We start from the raw sequence: 25,087 nt of genomic DNA on the forward strand, positions 1-25,087 counted from the left end.
GCGCTCAATCCGACGGCAGCGGCGCGGCGGCCGCGTCCTGCATGCATTGCAGGAAGACGCGCGTGGGCGTGTTCATCGCCTCGCTGCGCAGGCGGAAGGCGCACATGGGGCCGCGCAGCAGCTCGCCCGGCATGGCGATGCGGCGCACGAGCCCGCGCCGCTCGAAGTCTTCGGCGTAGTGATTGGCGGTGGCCCACAGCAGGCCCGAGCTGCGCACGAGGTGCAGCGCGAGCGGGGCCGAGTCGGCCTGGATGTCGGCCGGGTGCGGGCCGCCCGGGCGGCGGTGCACCGACAGCATGCGGTCCAGCTTGGGCCGCAGCGGCGTGCGGTGCGGCGGCAGCACCCAGCGCTCGTTGGCGGCCTCGGCCCAGGTCGGCGCGCGCTTGAGCGCCAGCCGGTGCCGCGGCGCCGCCACGATGCTGCTGAACTCCTCGTACAGCGGCGTGACCTCGACGCGGTTGAGGTCGACCGTCCACTCCGCGTGCGCGAGCATGAGGTCGATGCGCCCATCCTGCAGCGCACCGTGCAGGTCTTCGATCTCCAGCGTCTGCACCATCGGGCGCACGTGGGGCAGCATCTGCGAGGCCTGCAGCAGCGCGGCCGCGAGCCGCTGCGCCGAGAACACGGGCAGCACGCCCAGGCGCAGCTCGCCGCTCACGCCCACGCGCAGGTCGCGCAGCGACTCCTCGGCCAGCATCAGCTCGCCCAGCACGCGGTCGGCATGCCGGACCATGCTCAGCCCCGCCGCCGTGGGCGAGATGCGCTTGGTGGTGCGCTCGAACAGCCGCACCTGCAGCGTGGCCTCGAGCTGGGCCAGCGTGCGCGACAGCGCCGGCTGGGTGGTGTTGAGCAGCTCGGCCGACTTGCTCAGGCTGAGCGTGCGGCCCAGCTGGCTGAGCAGCCGCAGCTGGCGCAGCGTGAGGTTTCGTTCCAGGAAGGAGGCCATGGCCATTTATATCGGCAACGGTATGAGTACGCTCGGATTTCTCATTTGTCGCCCTCCCCCGGCCTGCCCAGAATCCGCCCACCGCCCTGGCACCCCGGAGACCCGCGATGACCGAACCGACGAAGCGATCCCTTTGCGCCGCCCTCATGGCCGCCGCCCTGCTGACCGGCCTGCTGCCCGCCGGCGCCGCGGCCCAGGCGTACCCGTCCAGGCCCGTGCGCCTGATCGTGCCGTGGGCGCCCGGCACGCCGGCGGACGTGGCGGGCCGCGTGGTGGCCGAGCGCATGGCGGGCGGGCTGGGCCAGACCGTGTTCGTCGAGAACCGGCCGGGCGCGGCCGGCACCGTGGGCCTGGGCGAGGTGCTGCGCCAGCCGGCCGACGGCTACACGGTCTACATGCTGTCGTCGGCCTCGCTGGTGGCGCCGCTGCTGTTCCCGGGCCAGTCGCTGGACCTGCTCAAGAGCCTGGAGCCGGTCGGCATGACCGCCTGGAGCTACAACGTGCTGGTGGCGCCCGCCGCCTCGGCGCTGGGCTCGCCGCGCGAGCTGGAGGCCGCGGCCAAGGCGCGGCCGGGCACGCTGAGCTTCGGCTCCGGCGGCAACGGCACGCCGGCGCACCTGGCGGGCGCGCTGTTCGCCCAGCAGACCGGCAGCCAGCTCACGCACGTGCCGTACAACCAGTTCCCGATGGCGGTGGGCGACCTGCTGGCCGGCCGCCTCGACACCATGTTCCTGACCGCGTCGGCGGCGCTGCCCCACATCCAGGCCGGCAAGCTGCGCGCGCTCGCGGTGACCGGCGCGCACCGCCTGCCGGCCCTGCCCGCCGTGCCCACGATGATCGAGCAGGGCTACGCGGGCTTCGAGCTGCGCTCCTTCGACGGCATGACGGTGCGCAGCGGCACGCCGCGCGAGATCGTCGAGCGGCTCGGCGACGCGCTCGGCAAGGCACTGGCCGCCCCCGAGGTGCGCGAGCGCCTGGCCACGCTGGCGCTCGAGCCGGAGCCGATGACGCCGGCGCGCTTTCGCACCGTGCTGGCGGCCGAGTCGGACAAGTGGCTGCGCCTGGGCCGCGGCGCCGGCATCAAGGCCGACTGAGCGCGCGATGCAGGCAGACATCGTGATCGTCGGGGGCGGCTCGGCGGGCTGCGTGCTGGCCGCCCGCCTGAGCGAAGACCCCGCGCTGCAGGTGGTGCTGGTCGAGGCGGGACAGCCCTCGCGCAACCCCTGGCTGCGCATTCCCATCGGCTACTTCAAGACGGTGGGCCACCCCCGGCACGACTGGTGCTTCGAAACCGACCCCGAGCCCGACATGGCGCAGCGCCGCCTGCCCTGGCCGCGCGGGCGGGGGCCGGGCGGCTCCAGCCTCATCAACGGCATGCTGTACCTGCGCGGCCACCGCGCCGACTACGACCAGTGGGCTGCCCTGGGCAACCCCGGCTGGGACTGGGACAGCGTGCGCCCCTACTTCGACCGGTCGCAGCCCGCGGCCGATGGGCCGCTGTGGGTGTCCGCGCTGCCGCGCGATGCGCTGTCGGATGCCTTCATCGCCGCGGCGGCGCATGCCGGCATCGCGCCCACGGCCGACTTCAACGGCGGCGACAACAGCGGCGCCGGCTACTTCCGGATGACGACGCGCCACGGCCGGCGCATGGACACCGGGCGGGCCTTCCTGGCGCCGGTGCGGGGCCGGCCCAACCTGCGCGTGCTGTCGGGCTCGCAGGCGACCCGCGTGTGCTTCGAGGGGCGGCGCGCCGTCGGCGTGGACTGTGTGCGCGACGGCAAGGTCGAACGCGTCTCGGCGCGGCACGAGGTGATCCTGAGCGCCGGCGCCATCCAGTCGCCGCAGCTGCTGCAGCTCTCGGGCGTGGGGCCGGCCGGGCTGCTGGGCCGCCTGGGCCTGCCGGTGGTGGCGCCGCTCGAGGGCGTGGGTCGCAACCTGCAGGACCACCTGCAGGTGCGGCCCAGCTACCGCTGCCACGGCATCGAGACGCTCAACGACATCGCCCACAGCCGCTGGCGCAGCGCGCGCGAGTTCATGCGCTACCTGCTGACGCGCGGCGGCGCGCTGAACGGCGGCGTCTACCGCGCCGGCGCCTTCTTTGCAGCGGGCGACGAGGCCGCGGGGTGGCCCGATGCACAGATCCACTTCGGGCTGGTGAGCTTCGAGCGGCCGCACCAGCCGCCGCATCCATTCCCGGGCGTGACGCTGTCGGCCTGCCTGCTGCGCCCGCACAGCCGCGGCGAGATCATGCTGCGCTCGGCCGATCCGCTGGCAGCGCCGTCGATCCAGCCGCGCTACCTGTCGCACGAAGCCGACCGCGCGCTGGCCGTGCGGCTGGTGCGCAAGATGCGCGAGATCGCCGCCGCGCCGCCGCTGGCGCGCTACCTGGCGCAGGAGCACGAGCCCGGGCCCGCGCTGGCCAGCGACGCGCAGCTGCTGGACTGGGTGCGCCGCCGCGGCGGCAGCATCTTCCATCCGGTGGGCACCTGCGCCATGGGCCCCGCCGGCGATGCCGCCGCGGTGGTGGATGCCCGCCTGCGGGTCCATGGCCTGCAGGGGCTGCGCGTGGTGGACGGCTCGGTGATGCCGCGGCTGGTGTCGGGCAACACGAACGCGCCGATCATCATGATCGCCGAGCGTGCCGCCGACCTTGTCAGGCACGACCTGCGCGCCTGAGCGCCCACGGGACGGCGCGCGCCAAGCCGCTTGGGCGATGAGGTTAATGCTATTTATCTAGTAGCACCGCGAAGCATCCACACGCCGGTGTCGGCGGGCGAGAGCGCCTAGAATCGGCCGGTGTCTTCTACTCTCAATGCCGATCTTCACTGCCACTCCGTGGTCTCCGACGGCACATTGACGCCCGAAGCGCTGGCCGCCCGCGCCGCCGCCAACGGGGTCGAGCTCTGGGCCCTCACCGACCACGACGAGGTCGGCGGCCAGCACCGCGCCGCCGCGGCCGCGCGCGAAAACGGCATGCGCTACCTCACGGGCACCGAGATCTCGGTGACCTTCGCGAACGAAACCGTGCACATCGTCGGCCTGGGCTTCGACCCCGACGACGCCGCCATGTCGCAGGGCCTGTACGACACGCGCGGCGGCCGTGGCAAGCGCGCGCAGGAAATGTCCGAGGGGCTGGCCAAGGTCGGCATCCACGGCGCCTACGAAGGCGCGCTCAAGTTCGTCGGCAACCCCGAACTGATTTCGCGCACGCACTTCGCGCGCTTCCTGGTCGAGCAGGGCCATTGCCGCGACACCCCCGAGGTGTTCCGCAAGTTCCTCACCGAAGGCAAGCCGGGCTACGTGCCGCACCGCTGGGCCTCGCTGAAGGACGCCGTGCACTGGATCACCGCCGCCAAGGGCATGGCCGTGATCGCGCACCCGGGCCGCTACAAGTTCACGGCCAACGAGGAGTACGCGCTGTTCCTCGAATTCAAGGCGCACGGCGGCCAGGCGATCGAGGTCGTCACGGGCAGCCACACGCCGGCCGAATTCGTCGAGTACGCCGACAAGGCGCTCGAGTTCGATTTCGCCGCCTCGCGCGGCAGCGATTTCCACAGCCCCGACGAGAGCCATTGCGATCTCGGCAAGCTGCCACCGTTGCCCGGCAGCCTCACGCCGGTGTGGGAACTGCTCGGCCACCGCATCCAGCAGTGAGCCAGAGCCCCGGGCCCGGCATCGACAGCGCGGCCACCGCCGCGCTCGCCCAGGCACGCGCCGCAGCGCAAACCCGCCGCCGCACCGAATCCGAACGCATCCTCGCGGGCATCGGGCTGGTCATCCTGGCGGTGGCCTGCTTCGCCACGCTCGACACCGCCACCAAGTACTCGACGCTCGCCGTGCCGATCCTCATGGGCGTGTGGTTCCGCTATGCCTTCCAGGCCGTGGCCACCACGCTGGTGCTCTTGCCGCTGCGCGGCACGGCCCTGCTGCGCACGCAACACCCGCGCTACCAGGCGCTGCGCGGGGCGCTGCTGCTGGGCTCGAGCCTCTTTGCCTTCCTGAGCCTGCGCTACATGCCGCTGGCCGAGTTCACGTCGATCGTGCTGATCGCGCCGCTGGTGATCACGCTGCTGGCCGCCACCACGCTCAAGGAGCAGGTGTCGCCGCTGCGCTGGACGCTGGTGGCCGGCGGCTTCATCGGCACGCTGGTCATTCTTCGGCCGGGCGGCGGCAGCTTCAGCTGGGCCGTGCTGCTGCCGCTGGGGCTGGTGCTGACCAACGCCTGGTTCCAGGTGCTCACGAGCAAGCTCGCGCAGACCGAGAACCCGCTGACCATGCACTTCTATACGGGCTGGGTCGGCACGCTGCTGGCTTCGGTGGCCGTGCCCTTCGCCTGGACTGCCCTGCCCTCGTGGGAATGGTGGGCGCTGCTGTGTCTCATGGGTTTCATGGGCACGGTGGGACACTTCATGCTGATCCTGGCCTACCAGCGCGCGCCGGCCTCCACCCTCACCCCGTACCTGTACGCGCAGATCGCCTTCGCGATGCTGGGCGGCTGGCTCATCTTTTCCCACGTGCCCGACCGCTTCTCGCTGATCGGCATGGCGATGATCGCCGTGTGCGGCGCCGCCGGCGCGTGGCTCACCGTGCGCGAGCGGCGTGTGCCGATCGAGCCTGCGGAATCCTGATCAGGAGCAATTCACCATGGCCCAGTACTTCGAAGTCCACCCCGAGAACCCCCAGCAGCGCCTGCTGAAGCAGGCCGTGGCGCTGCTCGCGCGCGGCGAGGTCGTGGCGGTGCCCACCGACTCCAGCTACGCGCTGGCCTGCCACCTGGACGACAAGGACGCGGTCGACCAGCTGCGCCGCATCCGCCAGGTCGACGACAAGCACCACCTCACGCTGCTGTGCCGCGACCTGAGCGAGCTGGCCAACTACGCGCGTGTCGACAACAAGCAGTACCGCCTGCTCAAGGCCGCCACGCCCGGGCCCTACACCTTCCTGCTCGAAGCCACCAAGGAAGTGCCGCGCCGCGTGAGCCATCCGCAGCGCAAGACCATCGGCCTGCGCGTGCCCGACCACAAGGTGCTGCTGGAGCTGCTGGAACTGCACGGCGCGCCGCTGCTGGCCACCACCCTCATCGCCCCCGGCGAGACCGAGGCGCTGAACGACGCGCAGGAAATCCGCGAGCGCTTCGAGAAGCAGATCGGCGCCGTCATCGACGCCGGCGCCTGCCCGTCACAGCCGACCACCGTGGTCGACCTCACGCCCATGGGCACGGGCGACGACCCGGTCGTGGTGCGCCAGGGCCGGGGTGCGCTCGCGGTGCTTGGCCTCTGACGAACGGCTCGGCCGCCTCTTTCCTCTCTGACACAATCGCGCAGTGGATATTTCCAATCTGATACAGACGGTTCTGATTTACGCACTGCCGGTGATCTTCGCGATCACCGTGCACGAAGCGGCGCATGGCTACGTGGCACGCCACTTCGGGGACAACACCGCCGCCATGATGGGCCGCGTGACGCTCAATCCCATGAAGCACATCGACCCCATCGGGACCATCCTGATGCCGTTGATGCTGTACTTCGCGACCTCGGGCGCCTTCCTGTTCGGCTATGCCAAGCCGGTGCCGGTCAACTTCAACCGCCTGCGCCATCCCAAGCGCGACATGGTGTGGGTCGCGCTCGCGGGCCCGGCCTCCAACTTCATCCAGGCCATCCTGTGGGCCGTGCTGCTCATCGTGATCGTCGCAGCCGGCGTCAGTGAAACCTTTTTCATCAAGATGTGCCAGGGCGGCGTGCTGGTCAACCTCGTGATGTGGGCCTTCAACCTGTTCCCGCTGCCCCCGCTCGACGGCGGCCGCGTGCTGGCCGGCCTGCTGCCCAGCGGCCCGGCGCAGAATTTCCTGGCGCGCATCGAGCCCTACGGCTTCTTCATCGTGATGGCGCTGGTGCTCGCCGGCATCGTCAGCAACTACTGGCTGCGCCCGCTGATGGATGCCGGCTACTTCGTGGTCAATCTGCTCATCACGCCGCTCAAGGCAATGCTGCTCTAAGTTTTCTCTTTCGTCCCATGGCTTCGTCTTCTCCAGCTCCCCTGCGCGTCCTGACCGGCATCACGCCGTCGGGCACGCCCCACCTCGGCAACTACGTCGGCTCCATCCGCCACTCGGTGCGCCAGAGCGTCGCGGCCGGCGTCGAGAGCTACTTCTTCCTGGCCGACTACCACGCACTCATCAAGGTGCAGGAGCCCGCGCTCATCCAGCGCTCCACGCTCGAAATTGCGGCCAGCTGGCTGGCCTGCGGCCTCGACCCCGAACGCGTCACCTTCTATCGCCAGTCGGACATCGCCGAGATCACCGAGCTCACCTGGTTCCTCACCTGCGTCACCGGCAAGGGCGTGCTCAACCGCGCGCATGCCTACAAGGCCCAGCTCGACAAGAACATCGCCAAGGGCGAGGAGCCCGACGCCGACGTGACGGCGGGCCTGTTCATGTACCCCGTGCTGATGGGCGCCGACATCCTGATGTTCAACGCCCACAAGGTGCCCGTGGGCCGCGACCAGGTGCAGCACATCGAGATGGCGCGCGACATGGCGCAGCGCTTCAACCACCAGTACGGCGAGCACTTCACGCTGCCCGACGCCGAGATCGACGATGCGGTCGCCACCTTGCCCGGCCTCGACGGCCGCAAGATGAGCAAGAGCTACAACAACACGATCCCGCTGTTCGCGCCGCGCGCGCAGCTGCAAAAGCAGATCGCCAGCATCGTCACCGACTCGCGCGCGCCCGGCGAGCCCAAGGACACCGAGGGCTCGGCCCTGTTCCAGATCTACCAGGCCTTCGCCAGCGCCGAGGAAACCGAGGCCCTGCGTAAGGCGTATGCCGACGGCATTGCCTGGGGCGACGCCAAGCAGGTGCTGTTCGAGCGCATCGACCGCGAAGTGGCGCCGCTGCGCGCGCGCTACGAGGCGCTCATGAACGACCCGGCCGAGATCGAGCGCATCCTGCTGCTGGGCGCCGAGAAGGCGCGCAAGCTGTCGCGCCCCTTCATGACCTCGCTGCGCCACGCGGTCGGCCTGCGCAACCTCGCGGCGGGCCGCGACGGCGCCGGCACCAAGGCCGCCAAGGTGGCGAAGCCCAGCTTCAAGCAATACCGCGAGAAGGCCGACGGCCTGTTCTATTTCAAGCTGCTCGATGCGCGCGGCGAAACCCTTTTGCAAAGCCGTGGATTCGCGTCACCGCAAGAAGCCGGCCGTACCATCGCCGACTTGCAGGCGCAACGCGGCGCGGCGCTCACGGCACTGGCCGCGCAGCTCGAACCGGTCGACGCGCAACAGGCTCGCGCCGCCACCGAGGCGCTGGAGGCACTGGCGGAGGCAACGTCCACCACCCAGGGACATTGATCCGGCAACAACCCGCGGGCCATCCGCCGGCGGGTGTGACAAGAGAGAAGACGGTGCGATCACAAAGGAAGAAAACATGAGCATTTATGTCATCGACGACCACCCCCTGATGCGCGACGCGATCGTGATGGTCCTGCGTCGCCTGCGCCCCGCCGAGAACATCGTCGAGCTCGAGCGGCTCGACAAGCTCGCCAGTTCGGTCCAGCAGCGTGGCGCGCCCACTCTCTTCTGCCTGGACCTGAAGCTGCCGGACACCAATGGCGTCTCGGGCGTGATCGCGGTCAAGCAGGTCTATCCGAACGTGCCGATCGCCGTGTATTCGGCAGCCCCGGCTGCCGACATGGAAGACGCCTGCATCGAGGCTGGCGCTGATACCTACATCGAGAAGTCGGCCAGCTCCAACGAGCTGGCAGCCGCCCTGCGCGGCCTGCTGATGGCCGGGTCGGAAGACGACACCGAGGAGATGCCCGCCGCCAACAGCGGCAAGCTCTCCAAGCGCCAGACCCAGCTGATCGCCATGCTCGACAAGGGCATGAGCAACCGCGACATCGCGACCGACCTGGAGATCAGCGAACACACGGTGAAGGTGCACCTGTGGCGCCTGTTCCGCCGTCTGGGCGTGAAGAGCCGTACGCAGGCCTTGCACTATGCACGCACGAATGGGCTGCTCTCGGGCTGAGCCCGGAATAGCGCCAGCTTGATCAGGAACCGCGCCTCGTGCGCGGTTTTTTCATGGGCGGCGCGCGCGCCGCTCAGCCGCCCGACGCACTCACCCGCGCCTGCGCCACCGCCTCGTCGGCATCGTGCAGCGCCACGCGGAACACGCTGCCGCTGCCCAGGCGCGAGCGCACGCTGACCGGGTGGCCCAGCACGTGCGACAGCCGCGCGACGATGGCCAGGCCGAGGCCGAAGCCGTCGGAGGTGCCGGCGTGGTCGGCGACCTTGTAGAACTCCAGGAACACGTCGCGCAGGTGCTCGGGTGCGATGCCGATGCCGGTGTCCCACACCTCCACGCGCATGCCCTCGCGGGTCTGGCGCGCGGCCAGCAGCACGCCGCCTTCGGTCGTGTACTTGATGGCGTTGGCGAGCAGGTTGCCGATCATGCGGCGCACGCGGATCGGGTCGGTGAGGAACGAGCCCTCGGTCACGTGCACCCGGAAGTCCAGCCCCCTGCTCTCGGCCACGGGACGGTACTGCAGCTCCAGGTCGTGCAGCAGCTCGGCCACGTCGACGCGCTCGATGTGCAGGCGCACCTGGCCCGCGTCGATGCGCGCCAGGTCGAACATGGAGTCGAACAGCGCGTTCACCGCGTGGGTGGCGCGCACGATCTTCGGGGCCAGTTCGAGCACCAGCTCGGGCTCGTTGCGCAGCCAGTCGGCGTACAGCGACAGCGCCAGCACGGGCTGGCGCATGTCGTGCGCGGCGCTGGCCAGGAAGCGGTTCTTCATGGCCACGGCCGACACCGCCGCCTGTCGCTGCTGCGTGAGCGACTTGATCAGAATGTGGTTGTGGAACAGCAGCTCCAGGCTGTTGCGCGCGGTCTCATGGATGTTGCGGCCGGCGCGCAGCAACAGGAACCAGTGCAGCGCCGGCAGCAGCGGCATGAGGTAGCCGTACTGGAAATGCGGGTGCTGCATGGTGACGGCCACGAGGCGCACCAGCACCGCGCCGAGCATGGTGATGAACAGCGTGTTGACGTAGCGCTTGAGCAGCGGCGGGTGCAGTGCCAGCCCGTTGAGCGGGAAGGTGCCCACGCCGGCCACGATGAGCCAGCTCATGAACTGGTTGACCTGCGGCGTGCGCTCGAAGAACAGCAGCACCGAGCAGCCCCAGACCACCGCGCTGGTGCTCCACACGAAGCCGTAGCGGTCGGTGAACTGCTGCTGCGCGACCGCGCTGCGCCCGGCATAGCGCACGGCGTACACGCGTGCGCCCCAGGCCCGGCAGGCGGTGGCGATGATGCCGGCGGCCAGCCAGGTCAGCAGCTCCCAGCGGGGCACGTGGCCCCAGCTCAGGCCGACCATGGCGGGCATGAGCGCCGCCGAGACGAGGTAGGAGCCGCGCGCCGAGCGCATCAGGCTGCGGATGAGTTCCCCGCGCACCCACGACTCGGCCTCGTCGGCCGACGCCGGAGCGGGTGTCACGCTTGCGATCGACGCATTCGCCATGGATGCATGACCGTGGTGGATTCGGCCAAACCAGAGAAAGATGGAGACAGGCGCCTGCGCAGGCGCCGGAAGTTCGCGATCTTAACGGCCTGTCGGCCATCGTTTCGGGAAGTAACCGCAGAAAATCCGCCCGCCCCGCGCAGCGGTCCGCCGCGACGCCCCGTTTACCATGCGGGCTGCCGACACACACCGCACGCCATGCTGAACAACATCACCCCTTTCCTCGTCCACTGGGCCATCACCGGCATCTCGCTGTGGGTCGCCAGCCATCTCTTCAGGGGACTCAAGTTCGACAGCACCTCGGCGCTGATCGTGTCGGCGCTGCTGCTCGGCCTGGCCAACGCCATCGTCAAGCCGCTGCTGATCTTCCTCACGCTGCCGCTGACGCTGCTGACCTTCGGCCTGTTCCTGCTGGTCATCAACGCGCTGATGATCCTGCTGGTGGCGGCGCTGGTGAAGGGCTTCAAGGTCTCGGGCTTCTGGACCGCGCTGTTCGCGAGCATCTTCGTCTCGCTGCTGAGCATCGTCATCGGCTCGTTCGTGACGGGCGGCGACCCAGCCGAGCAGATCCAGATGCCGCAGGGCGGCAACTGGCTCTGAGCAAGCCCCCGCCTTTCTCGCGGGCCCCACCCGTGCGCGCGAAATGCTCCGCGCCCTTCGGAATCAGTGGGACGACCGGTGCGGCTTCGCGGGAAACCCGTGCGCACGCGATGTCCAGGCAATCAGAAGGCCGGGAAGCAGCAGCACCAGCAGTGCCCATGGAAAAGCGCCGACGCCCAATGTCTCCAGCAACACGCCACCGACGATGCCGCCGCCCGCAATGGCGATGTTCCACACCGTGACGAGGATGGATTGCGCCACGTCCGCGCCGGGGCCGGCTGCTTCGGCCGACGCGGTCTGCAGCAAGGCCCCGGAGCCGCCGAAGGTCAGCCCCCACGCGGCCACCGCGACATAGACCACCACCGGCTGCGTGCCGGCGACGCCCAGGGCCAGCGACGCCAGCGCAAAGCCCGCGAGGGCGAGCAGCACCAGCGAGCGCAGCATGCGGTCGATGAGCAGCCCGCTGATCCAGATGCCGGCCAGCGATGCCACGCCGAAGACCAGCAGCACCGCATCGACCCGATCGGACAGGCCGGCCGGCGCCAGGAACGGCATCACGTAGGTGTAGAGAATGCTGTGCGCCAGCACCCACAGCGCAAGCACGGCCAGCACCGGTCGCACGCCGGGCGTGACGAAGATCCGGCGCACCGGCGCGCGCTTTTCGGCCGCCTGCCCCGGATAGTCCGGCACCTGCAGGAAGACCCAGGCCATCACCGCCAGCGTGAGCAGTGACATGCCACCGAACGCGGTGCGCCAGCCCAGCGTGGCGCCCATCAACGTCCCCAGCGGGACGCCCAGCGACAACGCCAGCGGCGCCCCCAGCCCGGCCACTGCCAGCGCGCGCCCCTTGAGGTGTTCGGGCACCATGCGCCGCGCATAGCCCGCCAGCATTCCCCAGATCAGGCCGCCCGCCATGCCGGCCATGAAACGCGCAACCAGCGCGACGGCATAGCTCGACGTCAGCGCCGTGAGCGTGTTGAAGGCCAGCACGGCGACCAGCGCCGCGATCAGCAACGGTCGGCGCCGCCAGCCCAGCGTGGCCGCCGTCAGCGGGATGGCCGCAACCAGCGAGCCGATGGCATAGAGGGTCACGAACTGGCCCGCGAGCGCTTCCGACACGCCCAGGTCCTGGCTGATGCGCAAGAGCATGCCGGCCGGCATCGTCTCCGTCAGCAGTGCCAGGAAGCCGGTCATCGACAAGGCCAGCAAGGCGGCCACGGGCAGTCGTTCAGTGCGCTCGCCCCCGGTGGCGGTTGTGGTGGTCATTCAGTTGTTTTCCATCGTCTGTGCCCGCGTTGGCCGGGTGGCCCGCGTTGGCGTTCACCGCAGTGTGGGCGGGAATGCATCAATGAAAAATGGGCTAACGTTTCAAATACATATGACTCTCCAGTCATCAATCAAAGTCGCTCCATGGAAAACCTGGGTTCGCTGAACGTCTTCGTTCGCGCCGGCGAAACGCGCAGCTTCACGGCCGCGGGGCAGCAGTTGGGCATCTCGGCCTCGGCCGTCAGCAAGGCCATCGTGCGGCTCGAAGAACGGCTGGGCGTGCGGCTGTTCCATCGCTCCACGCGCACCGTCCACCTGACGCCGGAAGGCGCGCTGTTCCTGGAGCGCTGCCGGCGCATCCTTTGCGAGGTGGAATCGGCCGAAGCGGAGCTGCTGCAGACACAGAGCGCGCCGCGCGGCAAGCTGCGCATCAGCCTGCCATCGGTGGGCACGCTGTTCATGCCCAAGCTGGCGGCGTTCAAGCGGCTCTACCCCGACATCGAACTGGACATCGACTACGCCGACCGGCTGGTGGACGTCATCGAGGAAGGCTTCGACGCGGTCATCCGCACCGGCGAGCCCAGCGATTCACGGTTGATGGCGCGCCGCATCGGCTCGTGCCGCAAGGTGATCGTCGGTGCGCCAGCCTACTTTCGCCGGGCCGGCGTGCCGCGCGAACCGCAAGACCTGGCAAGCCACGCCTGCCTGCTCTATCGCTTTCCCAGCACCGGCAAGCTGGACGTGTGGCCGTTGGGCCTTGCGGCCGGCGCGCCCGCCATCGACCTGCCGGCCAGCATGGTGACCAACACGCTCGATCCGCAGGTCTGCTTTGCCGAGCAGGGGCTGGGCATTGCCTGCGTGCCGGAGATCGCCGTGCGCCAGCAATTGGAACAGGGCCGCCTGGTCACGGTGCTGGACGACCACAACCGCGAACACATGATCTTCCACGTGCTGTGGCCGTCGAGCCGGCAGCTGTCGCCCAGGATCCGTGTGTTCGTGGACTTCATCGCGCAGCACCTGTTTCCGCTTTCGGATGCGCTGGAGCAGCCGATTCGCTCAGGTCAGCGCTGCGCGCCTGCCATGTAGTCCACCGTGAGCTGCGACAACGTGCGCACGCCCACCAGCAGACTGGCCTCGTCGACGAAGAAGCGCGGCGAGTGGTTGGGCTCGGCCTTGTTCGCGTCGCGGCCGGGCGGCGTGGCGCCGATCATCACGAACAGGCCGGGCGCCTTCTGCGCGAAGAACGAGAAGTCTTCGCCGCCCGTGCCCTTGGGGATCACGATCGGCGTGGCGCCGGGCACGCGCTGCAGGCTGGGCACCATCTTGGCGGTCAGGGCCGGGTCGTTCACGGTGGGAGCGTAGCCGTCGGCCTCGACACGGACCTCGGCCGTGCCGCCGCCGCTTTGCGCGATGTGCGAGGCGGTCTCGCCCATGCGCTTGATGATGAACTGGCGCATCTCGTCGTCGTAGGTGCGCAGCGTGCCGCTCATCTCCACGCTGTCGGGAATGATGTTGTAGCGCGTGCCCGCGTTGAAGGTGCCCACGCTCAACACGGATGGCTCCTTGGTCACGTTGACCTGGCGGCTTGCGATGGTCTGGAAGCCCAGCACGATCTGCGAGCCCAGCACGATCGGGTCGACCCCGCTCCAGGGCTGCGAGCCGTGCGTCTGGCGGCCCTTCACGCTGACCTTGAAGGTGTCCGAGCTCGCGGTGATGGGGCCGCTCTTGTAGCCGATCTGCCCGGTGTTCAGCGCCGAGACCAGGTGCAGGCCGAACACCGCGTCGGGCTTGGGCGCGTCGAAGGCGCCTTCGGCCAGCATGCGGCGCGCGCCGCCGATCTCGGCATTGGGCAGCTTCTCTTCGGCCGGCTGGAAGATCAGCTTCACGGTGCCGGGCAGCTGCGCCTTCATCGAGGCCAGCACCTCGGCCACCCCCATGAGGATCGCCACGTGGCCGTCGTGCCCGCAGGCGTGCATCACGTCGACCGTGGCAAAGCCCCACTGGGCACGCGCCTTGGAAGCAAAGGGCACGTCGACCTGTTCCTTCACGGGCAGCGCGTCCATGTCGGCGCGCAGCGCCACCACCGGGCCGGGCTTGCCGCCGCGCAGCGTGGCGACCACGCCGGTCACGGCCACGCCCTCGCGCACCTCGTAGCCCAGCGCCTTCAGGTGGGCCGCGACCAGCGCGGCGGTGCGCTTTTCCTGGTTGCCCAGCTCGGGGTGCTGGTGGATGTCACGGCGCCAGTCGATCACCTTCTGCTCGATGGCCTTGGAACGCTCGGCGATCAGCGGGTACAGCGGCACGGCGGCGGCCGGTGCGGGCGGCGTGGCCGCAGCAGGCGCCTCTTGCGCCGAAGCGCACAGGGACGAGACGGCAAGGACGATGGGCAGGCACAGGCGCGTGGCCGGACGGAATCGGTGGGACATGGTGATGTGTGGTCAGAAAAGCAAGAAAGGGAAGGACCCGCCGGGCGGGAGCCCTTCGTCCGCACGGCCCCGTCGGGCCGGCAGCCGATGCGCCCTTGTCTGCCGCCCGACCCCCTGAGCGTAGGAAGGCCACCGATTGGCGTCCAATCGCTTTTGCATCGACTGATAATGATTGCCTATCGATGGCTGCCGACACGCCCACACCCTCCTCCGTGCTGCACGAGCGGCTGCTCGCGCGCCTGCGCCTGCGCCACCTGAAGCTCATCGACGCGCTGGCCGCGCACTCGCACCTGCGCCGCGCGGCCGAGGCGATCCACATCAGCCAGCCGGCGGCCACGCAGATGCTGCAGGAGGTCGAGGGCCTGCTCGACACGCCGCTGTTCGAGCGCCACGCGCGCGGCATGCGCATCACCGAGGCCGGGCGCCTGCTGGCGCTGCACGCGCGCATGGTGATCGACGCCATGCAGGTGGCCAGCGACGGCCTCGCGGCGCTGGCCGCGCAGGAGACCCGCGCGCTGCGCATCGGCGCCATCGAGGCGGCCATCGCCAGCGTGCTGCAGCCCGCGCTGAACCTGCTGCATGCCCAACACCCCAAGCTGCGCCTGTTCATCGAGGAAGGCAACATCGAGCGGCTCACGATCGGCCTGCGCGCAGGCGCCTTCGACGCCGTGCTGCTGCGCCAGCCCGCGCGCGTGCCCGACGCCCACCGCTTCGTGCCGCTGCGCAGCGACGAGGTGGTGGTCATCGCCGGCATCGGCCACCCGGCCGTGCAGCGCAAGCGCCTGCGGCTGCGCGACCTCGCCGAGTCGCGCTGGGTGCTGCCGCCCGCGCACTTCGCGGTGCGCCAGGTGATGGAGGCCGCCTGGGCCGCCGAGCGGATCGTGCCGCGCCCGCATGCCATCCAGGTGCTCACGCCGCAACTGGTGCGCGCCCTGCTCTCGCAGCCCGACGTGGTGGTGCCGGTGCCGCGCACCGTGCTCGACCAGCTCGACCGCACGGCCGTGGCCGAGCTGCCGCTGCGCATGAACGCGCCCATCGCGCCGCTGGGCATCCTCTACCGCACCGACAACGAGGTCGGCCCGCTGCAGCTGCTGGTCGATTTCCTCGTCGCGCAGGCCAGGAAGAAACCGTAGCCGGCGGGTTTTTCATGCGGGCAATGCCCCGCTTCACACCCGCTTAACTGTGGGGCCGCACACTCGACGCCACCCGCCCGTCCCCTCGGGACATGGCACGGTTTCCGCTCTGTAAAGTTCGCCGCCCCCGCGCCGCGGCATTGAACTCGACGGCGCGAGCCCGCTCCATCTTTGGCTTTCGTTACTTCTGCCTGTCCATGCCCGTCCACTTCGCCTCCCGCTCCGCCCCGCTCCTCACGGCCCTGTGCATCGCCGCCGCCCTCGCGGGGTGCTCGCGCACCAATGTGGAGGCTCCCGGCGCGGCCAAGGCGGCCAACGCCCCGGCAAAAGAAGTCGGCATCGTCACGCTCAAGTCCGAGGTGCTGGCCCTGAGCACCGAGCTGCCCGGTCGCACCGCGGCCCCGGTGATCGCCGAGATCCGCCCGCAGGTCGGCGGCATCCTCAAGGAGCGGCTCTTCACCGAAGGCTCGCAGGTCAAGGCCGGCCAGGTGCTCTACCAGCTCGACCCCGCCTCGCTGCAGGCAGCCCACGCCAGCGCGCAGGCCAGCGTGCGCAAGGCCGAGTCGGCCCTGGCCACGGCCCGCACGGTCGCCAAGCGCAATGCCGAGCTGGTGAAGATCGACGCCATCAGCCGCCAGGTGTTCGACGAGACCCAGGCCGCCGAGCAGCAGGCCGAGGCCGACCTCGGCGTGGCCCGCGCCGCCGAGCAGACCGCGCGCATCCAGCTGGGCTACACGCGCATCACCTCGCCCATCACCGGCTGGGCCGAGCTGTCCACCGTCACGCCGGGCGCGCTGGTCACAGCCAACCAGGCGGCGGCCATGACCACCGTGCAGCAGCTCGACCCGATCCACGTGCACGTCACGCAGTCGAGCAGCGAGCTGCTGCGCCTGAAGCGCGAGCTGGCCAGCGGCCGGCTGCAGCGCGCCAGCGAGGCCGAGGCGCGCATCCAGCTGCTGCTGGAAGACGGCAGCCCCTACCCGCACGCCGGGCGCCTCACCTTCAGCGGCGTGACGGTCGATGCCGGCACCGGCAGCGTCACGCTGCGCGCCGTGGTGCCCAACCCCGACAAGCTGCTGATGCCCGGCATGTACGTGCGCGCCGTGCTGCAGGAAGGCGTGAACGACGCCGCGCTGCTGGTGCCGCAGCAGGCCGTCACGCGCGCGCCCGACGGCAGCGCCTCCACGCTGGTGATCGACGCCGAGGACAAGGTCCAGAAGCGGCCCATCCGCATCGGCCGCGCCATCGGCACGCGCTGGCAGGTGATCGACGGACTGGCCGCGGGCGACCGCGTGCTCATGGAAGGCTCGCAGCGCGTGAAGGTCGGCGACAAGGTGCGCACGGTCGACCTGGGCGCCAGGCCGGCGGGTGCCGCCGTGGCAAGCGCCACACCCGACGCCGCCTCCGCCACCGTCGCGCGCTGAGGCCCCGCCATGGCCCAGTTCTTCATCGACCGCCCCATCTTCGCGTGGGTGCTCTCCATCGTCGTCATGCTCGCCGGCCTGATGGCCATCCGCACGCTGCCTCTCGAGCAGTACCCCGACATCGCGCCGCCGCGCGTGTCCATCAACGCCACCTACACCGGCGCCTCGGCCAAGACGGTCGAAGACTCCGTCACCCAGGTCATCGAGCAGCAGATGAAGGGGCTGGACAACCTGCTGTACATGCAGTCGACCAGCAACTCGTCGGGCGTGGCGCGCCTGTCGCTCACCTTCAACGCGGGCACCAACATCGACGTGGCCCAGATGCAGGTGCAGAACAAGCTGCAGCAGGCCATGTCGCGCCTGCCGCAGCAGGTGCAAAGCCGCGGCGTCACCGTCACCAAGGGCGGCAACGACTTCCTGCTGATCGTCTCGATGTTCTCCGGCGACGGCAGCGCCTCGGCGGTGGACGTGGGCGACTACATCAGCAGCAACCTGGTCGACGTCATCAGCCGCGTCGACGGCGTGGGCGAGGTGCAGACGCTGGGCACCGGCTACGCCATGCGCCTGTGGCTGGACCCCGACAAGCTGCGCAAGTACGCGCTCATGCCCTCCGACGTGGGCAGCGCCATCACCGCGCAGAACGCGCAGGTTTCGGCCGGCCAGCTCGGTGCGCTGCCGGCCGGCGCGCAGCAGCAGCTCAACGCCACGATCACGGCGCGCAGCAAGCTGAAGACGGTCGAGGAGTTCGAGAACGTGGTGCTGCGCGCCACGCCCGACGGCGCCGTGGTGCGCCTGCGCGACGTGGCCCGCGTCGAGCTGGGCGCCGAGAACCTCACGGTGCGCTCGGTGCTCGGCGGGCGCCCGGGCGCCGGCATGGGCATCGTGCTGGCCGACGGCGCCAACGCGGTGCAGGTGGCCGAGGCCGTGAAGGCCAAGGTGGCCGAGCTGCAGCCGCTCTTTCCGAACCAGATGCAGACCTTCGTGAGCTACGACACCACGCCCTTCGTGAGCGCGTCGATCGACGAGGTGGTGAAGGCGCTGGCCGAGGCCATGGTGCTGGTCGTGCTGGTGATGTACATCTTTTTGCAGAACTTCCGCGCCACGCTGATCCCGGCCATTGCCGTGCCGGTGGTGCTGCTGGGCACCTTCGGCGTGCTTTCCGTGGCGGGCTACTCGATCAACACGCTCACCATGTTCGGCATGGTGCTGGCCATCGGCCTTCTGGTGGACGACGCCATCGTGGTGGTGGAGAACGTCGAGCGCGTGATGCACGAAGAGGGCCTGTCGCCCAAGGAGGCCACGCGCAAGTCGATGGCCGAGATCACGCCCGCGCTCGTGGGCATCGCGCTGGTGCTGTCGGCCGTGTTCATCCCGATGGCCTTCTTCGGTGGCTCGACCGGCGTGATCTACCGCCAGTTCTCGATCACCATCGTCTCGGCCATGGCGCTGTCGGTGTTCGTGGCGCTCACGCTCACGCCGGCGCTGTGCGCCACGCTGCTCAAGCCGGTCGCCAAGGGCGGCCACGCAGCCCCGCGCAAGGGCGTGCTGGGCGCGGTCGACCGCTTCTTCGCGGGCTTCAACCGCCGCTTCGACCAGGGCGCCGACCGCTACCAGGGCATCGTCGGCGGCATCGTGCGGCGCGGCAAGCGCAGCCTCGTGGTGTACCTGCTGATCGCAGCCGTGATGGCGCTGCTGTTCATGCGCCTGCCCACCTCCTTCCTGCCCGATGAAGACCAGGCCTTCCTGCAGGTTCAGGTGACGCTGCCGCCGGGCGCGTCGGATGCGCGGCTGCAGCCGGTGGTCACGCAGATGCAGGACTACTTCACCAAGCAGCCCGAGGTGGTGAGCGTGAACGTCATCACCGGGCAGAACGGCGACCAGAGTTCGGCGCGCGCCTTCGTGAAGCTGAAAGACTGGGCCGAACGCGAAGGCGCCGGCCAGTCGGCCGCCGAACTCGCGCGGCGCGCCAACAAGGAACTCTCGACCATCCGCGACGCGCGCATCTTCGTGCTGCTGCCGCCGGCGGTGCGCGGGCTCGGTGCCAACGCGGGCTTCAACTTCCACCTGAAGGACATCAACGGGCTGGGCCACGACGCGCTGGTGAAGGCGCGCGACCAGCTCATCGACCTGCTCTCCAAGCGCCCCGAGGTGGCGAACGTGCGCAGCAACAACCTGGACGACACGCCGCAGTTCGCGGTGGACATCGACGACGCGCGCGCCGGCGCGGCCAGCCTGGCCACGTCCGACATCGACAGCACCCTGTCGAGCGCGATGGGCGGCACCTACATCAACGACTTCCTGGACAACGGCCGCGTCAAGCGCGTGTACATGCAGGGCGACACGGCCTTTCGCATGCTGCCCACCGACATCGACCGCTGGAGCGTGCGCAACAGCCTGGGCCAGATGGTGCCGTTCCCGGCCTTCTCCAGCTCGCGCTGGACGTATGGCTCGCCGCAGCTGCAGCGCTACAACGGCAGCCCCAGCTACGAGTTCGTCGGCGATGCCGCGCCCGGCGTGAGCTCGGGCGACGCCATGGCCGCCGTCGACGAAGTGATGAAGCAGATGCCCGCCGGCATCGGCTACGAATGGACCGGCGCCTCGTTCCAAGAGCGCCTGTCGGGCGCGCAGGCGCCGGTGCTGTATGCCATCTCGATCCTGTTCGTGTTCCTGTGCCTTGCGGCGCTGTACGAGAGCTGGTCGGTGCCGTTCTCGGTGATCCTGGTGGTGCCGCTGGGCATCGTCGGCGCGCTGCTGTTCACCAGCCTGCGCGGCCTGAGCAACGACGTGTACTTCCAGGTCGGCCTGCTCACCACCGTGGGGCTGTCGTCGAAGAACGCGATCCTGATCGTGGAGTTCGCCAAGCAGCTGCAGGAGCAAGGCAAGGGCGTGCTCGAGGCCACGCTGGAGGCCGTGCGGCTGCGGCTGCGCCCCATCCTCATGACCTCGCTGGCCTTCGGCTTCGGCGTGCTGCCGCTGGCCATCGGCACGGGTGCAGGCGCGGGCGGCCGCCAGTCGATCGGCACCGCGGTGCTGGGCGGCATGGTGGTCGGCACGGCACTGGGCATCTTCTTCGTGCCGCTATTCTTCGCGATGATCCGCGGCTGGCTGGAAGGCCGCCGCAAGCCGGCCGAAACGCCGCCGGATGCCTTGCCCGCAGAGCAGGGAGCCCAGTGATGACGCGCACCACCCTGCCCCGCCTTCCCCTGCGCGCACTGGCCTGCGCCGCCCTGGCCTCGGCCGTGCTCGCCGGCTGCGTCAACCTCGCGCCCGCGTACGAAACGCCCGCCTCGCCAGTCCCATCGGCCCTGCCCTCGGCTGGCGTCACGACGACCACACCCCTGGACATCGGCTGGCGCGACTTCTTCGTCGACAAGCAGCTGCAGGGCGTGATCGAACTCGCGCTCGCCAACAACCGCGACCTGCGCGTGGCGGCGCTCAACATCGAGCGTGCGCGCGCCCAGTACGGCATCGCGCGGGCCGACCTGTTCCCCACCGTCAACGCCGGCGCCGCCGGCACGCGCTCGCGCACGCCGGGCAGCCTGTCGACCAGCGGCGAATCGCGCATCGCCTCGCAGTACAGCGCCAACCTCGGCATGACGGCCTACGAGCTCGACCTGTTCGGGCGCGTGCGCAACCTCGGCGAATCGGCGCTGCAGGGCTACTTCCAGACCGAGGAGACGCAGCGCAGCACGCAGATCAGCCTCGTGGCCTCCGTCGCCACGGCGTGGCTGCAACTGGCCGCCGACGCGCAGCGCCTGCAGCTGGCGCGCGGCACGCTCGAGAGCCAGCGCAAGTCCTTCGAGCTGGTGCAGCGCAGCCATGCGCTCGGCGCGCAGTCGGGCCTGGCGCTGGCGCAGGCACAGAGCACCGTCGATGCCGCGCGCGCCGACGCGGCGGCCTTCGACAGCCAGGTCGAGCAGGACCGCAACGCGCTCGCGCTGCTGGTCGGCGCCACGCCGCCGCCCGAGCTGCTGCCGACCGCCGCCACGACCGCCGACGTCGCGCAGCTGCTCGTGCCCCCGGCCGGCCTGTCGTCGAGCGTGCTGCAGCAGCGACCCGACGTGCGCGCCGCCGAGCACGCGCTGCGCGCGAGCAATGCCGACATCGGCGCGGCGCGCGCGGCTTTTTTCCCGCGCATCGCGCTCACCGCGTCGGCCGGCACCGCGAGCAGCACGCTCTCGGGCCTGTTCACCAGCGGCAGCAAGGCCTGGAGCTTCGCGCCGTCGATCAGCGTGCCGATCTTCGACGGCGGCGCCAACCGCGCCAACCTGCAGGTGGCGCAGGCGCAGCAGAAGATCCAGGTCGCCACCTACGAAAAGGCCGTGCAGACCGCCTTCCGCGAAGTGGCCGACGCCCTGGCCGAACGCCGCACGCTGGCCGAACGCCTCGACGCACAGCGCTCGCTGCGCGCCGCCACCGCGCGCAGCTTCGAGCTCTCGCAGTCGCTCTTCAAGAGCGGCGCCGCCAACTACCTCGACGTGCTGGACGCGCAGCGCAGCGACTATGCGGCGCAGCAGACGCTGATCGGCCTGCAGCTCACGGAGCAGACGAACCGGCTGGCGATCTACAAGGCGCTGGGCGGTGGGTGGAGCGAGGCGTCCGGCACGCAGCAGCCTGCGCAGGGCGACTGACGCACCACCGCCCTACGCGCCGGCCACGGCGTAGGGCGTGAACCTGCTTTCGTTCTCGTTCACATCCAGCGGCCGCCCGATGAACGGGAACGCCCGCTGCGGGCAGGCCACGCGTTCGCACACCTTGCAGCCCATGCCGATGGGCGTGGGCACGTCGGGGTCCTTCAGATCAAGGCCCTTGGCGTAGACCAGGCGCGGGGCGTGGCGGATGTCGCAGCCCAGGCCGATCGAGAAGGTCTTGCTCGGTGAGCCGAAGCCGCGCTGGCCGTGCGACACGGTGCGCGCGATCCACAGGTAGGCGCGGCCGTCGGGCATGCGCGCCAGCTGCGGCAGCACACGCCCGGGCTGCGCGAAGGCCTCGTACACGTTCCACAGCGGGCAGGTGCCGCCGGTCTTCGAGAAGTGGAAGTGCGTGGCCGATTGCCGCTTGGAGATGTTGCCGGCCCGGTCCACGCGGATGAAGAAGAAGGGCACGCCCGACGCGCCCGGGCGCTGCAGGCTGCTCAGGCGGTGGCACACGGTTTCGAAGCCGACACCGAACTGGCGCGCGAGCAGATCGATGTCGTAGCGCAGCGCCTCGGCCGCCTGCAGGAATGGGCCGTAGGGCAGCAGCACGGCGGCCGCGAAGTAGTTGGCCAGCCCGATGCGTGCCAGCGCGTGGGCCGGGGCGTCGCCGAAATCGGCCTGCACGACCAGCGACTCGATGAGCGCGGCCTGCTCCAGCAGCGCCAGCTGCGTGGCCAGCTGGAAGGCCTGCTGGCCCGGCTCCAGGCCGGCCGACAGGCGCAGCACGCGGCGGGCCGGGTCGTAGCGGCGCTGGCTGTCGAGCACGCCCTCCCCTTCGTCGCCCGGCACCACGCGCACGCCGTGCGCCGAAAGAAGCCGCTGCTGGAGCCATTCGGCGAGCGGTCCGCCGTGCGCGCGAGCCTCGGCCGCGAGCGATTCAGCGGCCGTGTCGAGCGGGTCGAAATGGTTCTGGTGCGCAAAGAAGAAATCGCGCACCACCTCGAAGGGCATCGGCCGGCTGCGCGAGATGTCGCCGCGCCCGTCGCCCAGCTCGGCGGCCATGAGCTCCAGCCGCTCCTGCGCCTCCTGGTGGCGGCGGTGCAAGGCGAGCAGCGCGCGCGCCACGGCCGGCATCTGCGACGCCACCTCGCGCAGCTCGGGCAGCGCCACGGCCTCGCCGCCGGGGTTGTCCGCCAGCGCCTCGCGCATGCTGGCCACGAGCCGCGCCTCTTCGTCCTCGGAGAACTGCTGCACGTCGACGCCGAGCGTCTTGCTGATGCGCAGCAGCACGGCCACGGTGAGCGGGCGCTGGTTTTGCTCGATCTGGTTCAGGTAGCTCGGCGACAGGCCCAGCATCTGGGCCAGCGCCACCTGCGTGAGGCCGCGTTCGGCGCGCAGCGTGCGCAGGCGCACGCCCATGAAGGTCTTGCTCATCGGGTCACCTCGTGGGTCTTTGCGATATTCGCAATATTTGCAAAATCAGCCGTCTTCATTCGCAATGATTCGCCAATTCAGGCCTTCATTATGGGCGTTGGATTGCGTAAATTGCGAAGCATGACCAACCGATCCGCCGCCATCGAGCTGACCGACATCGTGTTCCCCGAGCACGCCAACCACTACGGCACGCTGTTCGGCGGCAACGCCCTGCTGCTGATGTCGAAGGCCGCGTTCCTCGCCGCGCGCGCCTTCGCGAAATCCGACGTGGTGATGGCCAGCCTGGGCGACGCGCAGTTTTTGGCGCCCGTGCCCGTCGGCCATGTGCTGCGCCTGCGGGCCTGGGTGACGCGCGCCGGGCGCAGCTCGCTCACGGTCTGCGTCACCGGCGCGGCCGAGCCGCCCGACGGCGAAGCCCGCCCTTCGCTGAAAGGCCTGTTCGAGATGGTGGCCGTCGATGGCCGCGGCCGTCCCGCGCGCCTGCGCAACACCTACCTGCACACCGACAAGGAACCCGCATGAACGACATCGCTACTCCCCCCGGCTTCAAGCCCAAGAAATCCGTCGCCCTGTCGGGCGTGACCGCCGGCAACACCGCCCTGTGCACCGTGGGCCGCACCGGCAACGACCTGCACTACCGCGGCTACGACATCCTGGACATCGCCGAGGTCTGCGAGTTCGAGGAAATCGCGCACCTGCTGGTGCACGGCAAGCTGCCCACGGCCGCCGAGCTGCGCGCCTACAAGGCCAAGCTGAAAGCCATGCGCGGCCTGCCCGCAAGCCTGAAGGAGGCGCTGGAACAGCTGCCCGCCAGCGCCCACCCGATGGACGTGATGCGCACCGGCGTCTCGTCGCTGGGCTGCCTGCTGCCCGAGAAGGAAGACCACAACCTGCCCGGCGCGCGCGACATCGCCGACCGCCTGATGGCCTCGCTCGGCTCGATGCTGCTGTACTGGTACCACTGGTCGACCCAAGGCCGGCGCATCGAGGTCGAGACCGACGACGACTCCATCGGCGCGCACTTCCTGCACCTGCTGCACGGGCGCAAGCCCAGCGCGCAGTGGGAGCGCGCGATGCACACCTCGCTCAACCTCTATGCCGAGCACGAGTTCAACGCCTCCACCTTCACGGCGCGCGTGGTCGCGGGCACGGGCTCCGATGTGTATTCGGCCATCACCGGCGCCATCGGTGCGCTGCGCGGCCCCAAGCACGGCGGCGCGAACGAGGTGGCCTTCGAGATCCAGAAGCGCTACGACGCACCCGACGAGGCCGAGGCCGACATCCGCCGCCGCGTCGCCGCCAAGGAAGTCGTGATCGGCTTCGGCCACCCCGTCTACACCGTGAGCGATCCGCGCAACGTGGTCATCAAGGGCGTGGCGCGCACGCTGTCGCAGGAGGCTGGCTCCACCAAGATGTTCGACATTGCCGAGCGGCTCGAGGCCGTGATGTGGGACGTGAAGCAGATGTTCCCCAACCTCGACTGGTTCAGCGCCGTGAGCTACCACATGATGGGCGTGCCCACGGCCATGTTCACGCCGCTGTTCGTCATTGCGCGCACCTCGGGCTGGGCGGCGCACATCATCGAGCAGCGCATCGACAACAAGATCATCCGGCCCAGCGCCAACTACACGGGCCCCGAAGACCTGAAGTTCGCGCCGATCCAGGATCGGAAGTAAAAACACGAGAAGAAGAAAAAGCGCCCGTGCCTG

The 25,087-nt window shown here is 69.9% G+C and carries 21 protein-coding genes; 16 read left to right on the forward strand and 5 right to left on the reverse strand.

The window, feature by feature from the left end:
- Positions 1-4: 4 nt before the first annotated feature.
- Complete coding sequence (locus AC1RLW_RS18350) at positions 5-946, reverse strand: LysR family transcriptional regulator (RefSeq protein ID WP_167394989.1); 942 nt, start codon at positions 944-946, stop codon at positions 5-7.
- A 107-nt stretch (positions 947-1,053) separates the two neighbouring features.
- On the opposite strand from AC1RLW_RS18350, the gene AC1RLW_RS18355 reads away from it, so the two are divergent.
- The 8 genes from AC1RLW_RS18355 to AC1RLW_RS18390 all read left to right on the forward strand — a co-directional run bounded on the left by AC1RLW_RS18355 (position 1,054) and on the right by AC1RLW_RS18390 (position 8,969).
- Positions 1,054-2,040, forward strand: a complete 987-nt coding sequence (locus AC1RLW_RS18355) for a Bug family tripartite tricarboxylate transporter substrate binding protein (protein WP_493194373.1) — start codon at positions 1,054-1,056, stop codon at positions 2,038-2,040.
- 7 nt (positions 2,041-2,047) lie between these two features.
- Positions 2,048-3,622: a GMC family oxidoreductase gene (locus tag AC1RLW_RS18360; RefSeq protein ID WP_493194375.1), complete on the forward strand. Its 1,575-nt coding sequence runs from the start codon at positions 2,048-2,050 to the stop codon at positions 3,620-3,622.
- A 120-nt stretch (positions 3,623-3,742) separates the two neighbouring features.
- Positions 3,743-4,600 (forward strand): 3',5'-nucleoside bisphosphate phosphatase, encoded by an 858-nt coding sequence (locus AC1RLW_RS18365; RefSeq protein ID WP_062482136.1) that lies wholly within the window; start codon positions 3,743-3,745, stop codon positions 4,598-4,600.
- Positions 4,597-5,574, forward strand: coding sequence for a DMT family transporter (locus AC1RLW_RS18370; RefSeq protein ID WP_307694629.1), 978 nt, complete (start codon positions 4,597-4,599; stop codon positions 5,572-5,574). The genes AC1RLW_RS18365 and AC1RLW_RS18370 overlap by 4 nt, the downstream gene beginning before the upstream one ends.
- A 16-nt stretch (positions 5,575-5,590) precedes the next feature.
- On the forward strand, positions 5,591-6,226 hold the full coding sequence (locus AC1RLW_RS18375; protein ID WP_095744107.1) for an L-threonylcarbamoyladenylate synthase: 636 nt from the start codon (positions 5,591-5,593) through the stop codon (positions 6,224-6,226).
- A gap of 43 nt (positions 6,227-6,269) precedes the next feature.
- Positions 6,270-6,941, forward strand: coding sequence for a site-2 protease family protein (locus tag AC1RLW_RS18380; protein ID WP_062482125.1), 672 nt, complete (start codon positions 6,270-6,272; stop codon positions 6,939-6,941).
- Positions 6,942-6,958: 17 nt separating this feature from the next.
- Positions 6,959-8,290, forward strand: coding sequence for a tryptophan--tRNA ligase (locus tag AC1RLW_RS18385; RefSeq protein WP_062482122.1), 1,332 nt, complete (start codon positions 6,959-6,961; stop codon positions 8,288-8,290).
- Between the two features lie 76 nt (positions 8,291-8,366).
- A complete protein-coding gene (locus AC1RLW_RS18390) occupies positions 8,367-8,969 on the forward strand; it encodes a LuxR C-terminal-related transcriptional regulator (protein ID WP_056578680.1) in 603 nt (200 codons plus the stop codon).
- Between the two features lie 73 nt (positions 8,970-9,042).
- On the opposite strand, the gene shkS is transcribed toward AC1RLW_RS18390, so the two are convergent.
- On the reverse strand, positions 9,043-10,458 hold the full coding sequence (shkS, locus tag AC1RLW_RS18395; protein WP_070061585.1) for a surface-behavior sensor histidine kinase ShkS: 1,416 nt from the start codon (positions 10,456-10,458) through the stop codon (positions 9,043-9,045).
- Between the two features lie 198 nt (positions 10,459-10,656).
- On the opposite strand from shkS, the gene AC1RLW_RS18400 reads away from it, so the two are divergent.
- Positions 10,657-11,058 carry a phage holin family protein gene (locus AC1RLW_RS18400; protein WP_493194378.1) on the forward strand — a complete coding sequence of 134 codons (402 nt, stop codon included), beginning with the start codon at positions 10,657-10,659 and terminating at the stop codon, positions 11,056-11,058.
- Positions 11,059-11,121: 63 nt separating this feature from the next.
- Here AC1RLW_RS18400 and AC1RLW_RS18405 read toward each other — a convergent pair whose 3' ends face one another.
- Positions 11,122-12,324, reverse strand: a complete 1,203-nt coding sequence (locus tag AC1RLW_RS18405) for an MFS transporter (protein WP_493194379.1) — start codon at positions 12,322-12,324, stop codon at positions 11,122-11,124.
- A 144-nt stretch (positions 12,325-12,468) separates the two neighbouring features.
- Here AC1RLW_RS18405 and AC1RLW_RS18410 point away from each other — a divergent pair, with 144 nt between their 5' ends.
- On the forward strand, positions 12,469-13,410 hold the full coding sequence (locus AC1RLW_RS18410; protein ID WP_095946654.1) for a LysR family transcriptional regulator: 942 nt from the start codon (positions 12,469-12,471) through the stop codon (positions 13,408-13,410).
- Here AC1RLW_RS18410 and AC1RLW_RS18415 read toward each other — a convergent pair.
- Positions 13,386-14,750 (reverse strand): amidohydrolase, encoded by a 1,365-nt coding sequence (locus AC1RLW_RS18415; RefSeq protein ID WP_493194381.1) that lies wholly within the window; start codon positions 14,748-14,750, stop codon positions 13,386-13,388. The genes AC1RLW_RS18410 and AC1RLW_RS18415 overlap by 25 nt on opposite strands.
- Before the next feature lie 182 nt (positions 14,751-14,932).
- On the opposite strand from AC1RLW_RS18415, the gene AC1RLW_RS18420 reads away from it, so the two are divergent.
- From AC1RLW_RS18420 to AC1RLW_RS18435, 4 genes are all read left to right on the forward strand, one after another.
- Positions 14,933-15,883, forward strand: coding sequence for a LysR substrate-binding domain-containing protein (locus AC1RLW_RS18420; protein WP_493194383.1), 951 nt, complete (start codon positions 14,933-14,935; stop codon positions 15,881-15,883).
- A 197-nt stretch (positions 15,884-16,080) separates the two neighbouring features.
- Entirely contained in the window at positions 16,081-17,307 is a 1,227-nt protein-coding gene (locus AC1RLW_RS18425; RefSeq protein ID WP_070061582.1) for an efflux RND transporter periplasmic adaptor subunit, read from the forward strand.
- A 9-nt stretch (positions 17,308-17,316) separates the two neighbouring features.
- Positions 17,317-20,481, forward strand: coding sequence for an efflux RND transporter permease subunit (locus tag AC1RLW_RS18430; protein WP_493194385.1), 3,165 nt, complete (start codon positions 17,317-17,319; stop codon positions 20,479-20,481).
- A complete protein-coding gene (locus AC1RLW_RS18435; RefSeq protein WP_493194387.1) occupies positions 20,481-21,938 on the forward strand; it encodes an efflux transporter outer membrane subunit in 1,458 nt (485 codons plus the stop codon). The genes AC1RLW_RS18430 and AC1RLW_RS18435 overlap by 1 nt, the downstream gene beginning before the upstream one ends.
- A 12-nt stretch (positions 21,939-21,950) precedes the next feature.
- Here AC1RLW_RS18435 and AC1RLW_RS18440 read toward each other — a convergent pair whose 3' ends face one another.
- Positions 21,951-23,378: a short-chain fatty acyl-CoA regulator family protein gene (locus AC1RLW_RS18440; RefSeq protein ID WP_493194389.1), complete on the reverse strand. Its 1,428-nt coding sequence runs from the start codon at positions 23,376-23,378 to the stop codon at positions 21,951-21,953.
- Between the two features lie 120 nt (positions 23,379-23,498).
- Between AC1RLW_RS18440 and AC1RLW_RS18445 the strand changes: the two genes are divergently transcribed.
- Complete coding sequence (locus AC1RLW_RS18445) at positions 23,499-23,900, forward strand: acyl-CoA thioesterase (RefSeq protein ID WP_070061578.1); 402 nt, start codon at positions 23,499-23,501, stop codon at positions 23,898-23,900.
- The gene (gene prpC, locus AC1RLW_RS18450) at positions 23,897-25,054 is read left to right on the forward strand and encodes a bifunctional 2-methylcitrate synthase/citrate synthase (protein WP_493194391.1); all 1,158 of its coding nucleotides are present in this window, start codon (positions 23,897-23,899) and stop codon (positions 25,052-25,054) included. The genes AC1RLW_RS18445 and prpC overlap by 4 nt, the downstream gene beginning before the upstream one ends.
- Positions 25,055-25,087: the final 33 nt, after the last annotated feature.

It is taken from the genome of Variovorax sp. GW822-FHT04A09 (assembly GCF_058801005.1).